Source organism: Cryobacterium sp. MLB-32 (assembly GCF_000738085.1).
In the GTDB taxonomy this organism is placed as follows: domain Bacteria; phylum Actinomycetota; class Actinomycetes; order Actinomycetales; family Microbacteriaceae; genus Cryobacterium.
This window is the reverse complement of record NZ_JPRS01000323.1, coordinates 1-2,415: the sequence shown is the minus strand read 5'-3', so window position 1 is coordinate 2,415 and position 2,415 is coordinate 1. Positions and strand designations below refer to the sequence as shown.

General features: G+C 63.4%; 2 protein-coding genes. Both read right to left on the bottom strand.

Going from position 1 to position 2,415, the window contains the following annotated elements; translation table 11 throughout:
• Positions 1-170: 170 nt before the first annotated feature.
• Entirely contained in the window at positions 171-1,163 is a 993-nt protein-coding gene (locus JF66_RS18165; protein ID WP_035880223.1) for an NAD-dependent epimerase/dehydratase family protein, read from the bottom strand.
• A 136-nt stretch (positions 1,164-1,299) separates the two neighbouring features.
• Positions 1,300-2,415, bottom strand: a 1,116-nt coding sequence (locus JF66_RS18160) for a low temperature requirement protein A (RefSeq protein WP_035880222.1), incomplete at its 5' end; no start/stop codon positions are given.

The following is a 2,415-nucleotide window of genomic DNA, read 5'->3' as shown; positions in this document are numbered from 1 at the left end:
GCGTCACCGGTCGGGAGCATTTCCACGAGGGCCGAACGAACCCGGTCCGCCACGGACGCGCCGGGCTGCAGCTCCGCCAGCCGTCTGCGCAATTGAGGTTCGAAGGGAGGAACGCACTCACAGGGCCTGCGCCCCCAGAGGCTGCCGTACCGAGTCGAGTGTGTCAGCCATTACTTGCCCTGTTCAACGAGGAATTGGGCGGAGGCCCTCACCGACTCGTGGAGGGGGATGTACTCGAACCCCATCACCTCGGGGGCGTCTGTCCCCACGACGGCCATGTTGCGGCCCAGGTCGTTGGTAGCGGCCCGAAGCACAGGGATGAACAGGCTCGTGAAGCGCAGGAGCCAACTCGGCAACTCACGGGTCGGAATTTTGTGGTCCGGGTAGGCCTCCTTGAGGGTCTTGGTGAGGTCGACCAGGTACTCGACACCGGCCACGGCCGGAAACCGAAGGCCCACCGTGGCTTCGTTGTCAATGGCGCGCACGTGCATGCGAGCCACGTCGCGTACGTCAACGCCCGGTGCGTTCATGTGAGGCACGCCGGGGAGCCCGCCCGACAAAAACTGCTCGATGTAGAACAGGGACGCCCCAAAGTGCTCGTCCATCGGCGGGCCGAACACGCCCCCGGGATTAATCGTGGTGAGCTTCATTTCCGGGTGCAGGGCGACGAAATCCCATGCCGCCCGCTCGGCCAGGGTCTTGGACGCCTCATACGCCGCAGTGTCGGGACCGGTCGGATCGGTCCAGTTGTCACGGGTCGAAATCGCCATCTTGGGCTTGGTTTTGTCCTTGTAAATCGCTGCACAGCTTGACGTCAGGACAACGCGTCGCACGCCCGCACTGTGCGCTGCCTGGAGGGCACGCATGGTTCCATCGACGGCCGGCCGGATAAGCTCCTCCGGGTCGGTGGGGGCCTCCGACGGGAAGGGGGAGGCTGTGTGCAACAACACGTCGACACCCTCAAAGGCCTCGGCCCAACCGTCGTCTTTCATGAGGTCCAGGGTGACAAAGGTGAGTTGAGCATCCGGAAAAAGTGCGGTGAGTTGATCGCGCCCTCGCTGTGATCGAACTGAGGCGCACACGGTGTAGTCGTTTTCGAGGAGTTCGCGCACAATGTGTTTGGCGATGAAGCCGGAGGCTCCGGTGACGAGAACAGTGGTCATAGTCAATCCTGATTCTGCTGGGTGCCGGCACGACCGACGACGAACTACCAGCGTCGCCGACTGCGCACCGGGCGTCAATGACAGATCGCGCCACTTTGGTGCCAAATCGCGCCACCGGATTAACCAGTCACCGGGACTACGCCTCGGTAGTGCTCGCGTCGGTAGTGCTCGCGTCGAGCCGCTCCAGCACTGCGGCTTGGTGGCGGTGCCCCACGGTCTCGAAGCCGACGACAACGACAACAGGCGAGAGCGTCACGATGATGAGGCAGATACCGAGGGACGCCCCGACGGCGGCCAGCCCGGCGGCGATCGCGAGCACGAGAAGTGCAGCGACTATGAGGCCGAGGTGCAGGGAGTCCCACTCCTCAAGCAGGTACTGATACAGAGCGAAGAGGGTGAACGAATAGATCGCCACGGGTATCGCGACGGCGAGGACCGCCCCGAGCGTGCCGATGGGTGACTCGCCCTCGATCACGTAGGCCACGACGTGCAGCCCAGCGCCCATCGCCGCGATCGATGAGTAGACGAGGATGTGCCCGTAACCCCAGACAAACCGTTTTCCCCTGCGGTGGGCCAACAGGATTCCGGAGGGAAGCAAGAAGTACATCCACCACATCCCGAACGTCAGCCCGATGCCGGCGACGATGACAATGACCGTTTCCGCACTCCAGCTCTCGCGTTCGATGATCGCGGAGACCGTCGTGACCGTGCCGAAAACACCCTCGCCCAGGGCGATGATCACGAGGAGTCCATAGCGCTCGGCGATATGGTGCGGATGCCACGGTGTACCGCGCGTCCCACGTTCCGCGAAGACCGGGCCGGTGAACTCGACAATAAAAAGCACGACCGACAGCACAACCGTGGGAACAAGGGGCAGGTCGATGATCGCCAGAATGATCCAGCCAACCTGCGCCAGACTCACCCAGCGCACGTACGTGAGCGCCGTGCGGCGTCCGGAGGGATCCTGCACCCACACGCGGAGCCACTGCGCAATGCTTGCGACGCGCATCACCACATACCCGGCGACGACAAGTCGGCTGTCGACGTGGACACCCTCGTCAAGCGACTGGAAGAGCGCCGGAAGGCCGAGCGCCAGCACGATGACACCGACCATCTGCACCATCGTCGAGATTCGATAGAACCAGTCGTCGGTGTCATAGGCAGAGGAAAACCACGAGAAGTTGATCCACGCCCAGCAGATGGCGACCATCGCGAAGCCAAAGCCGAGAAGCGCCTCAGCGAGATGCTGGAC

Bases quoted from the DNA above. Each gene is read 5' to 3' on its own strand.
- JF66_RS18165 (WP_035880223.1), bottom strand. From the start codon at position 1,163: ATGACCACTGTTCTCGTCACCGGAGCCTCCGGCTTCATCGCCAAACAC.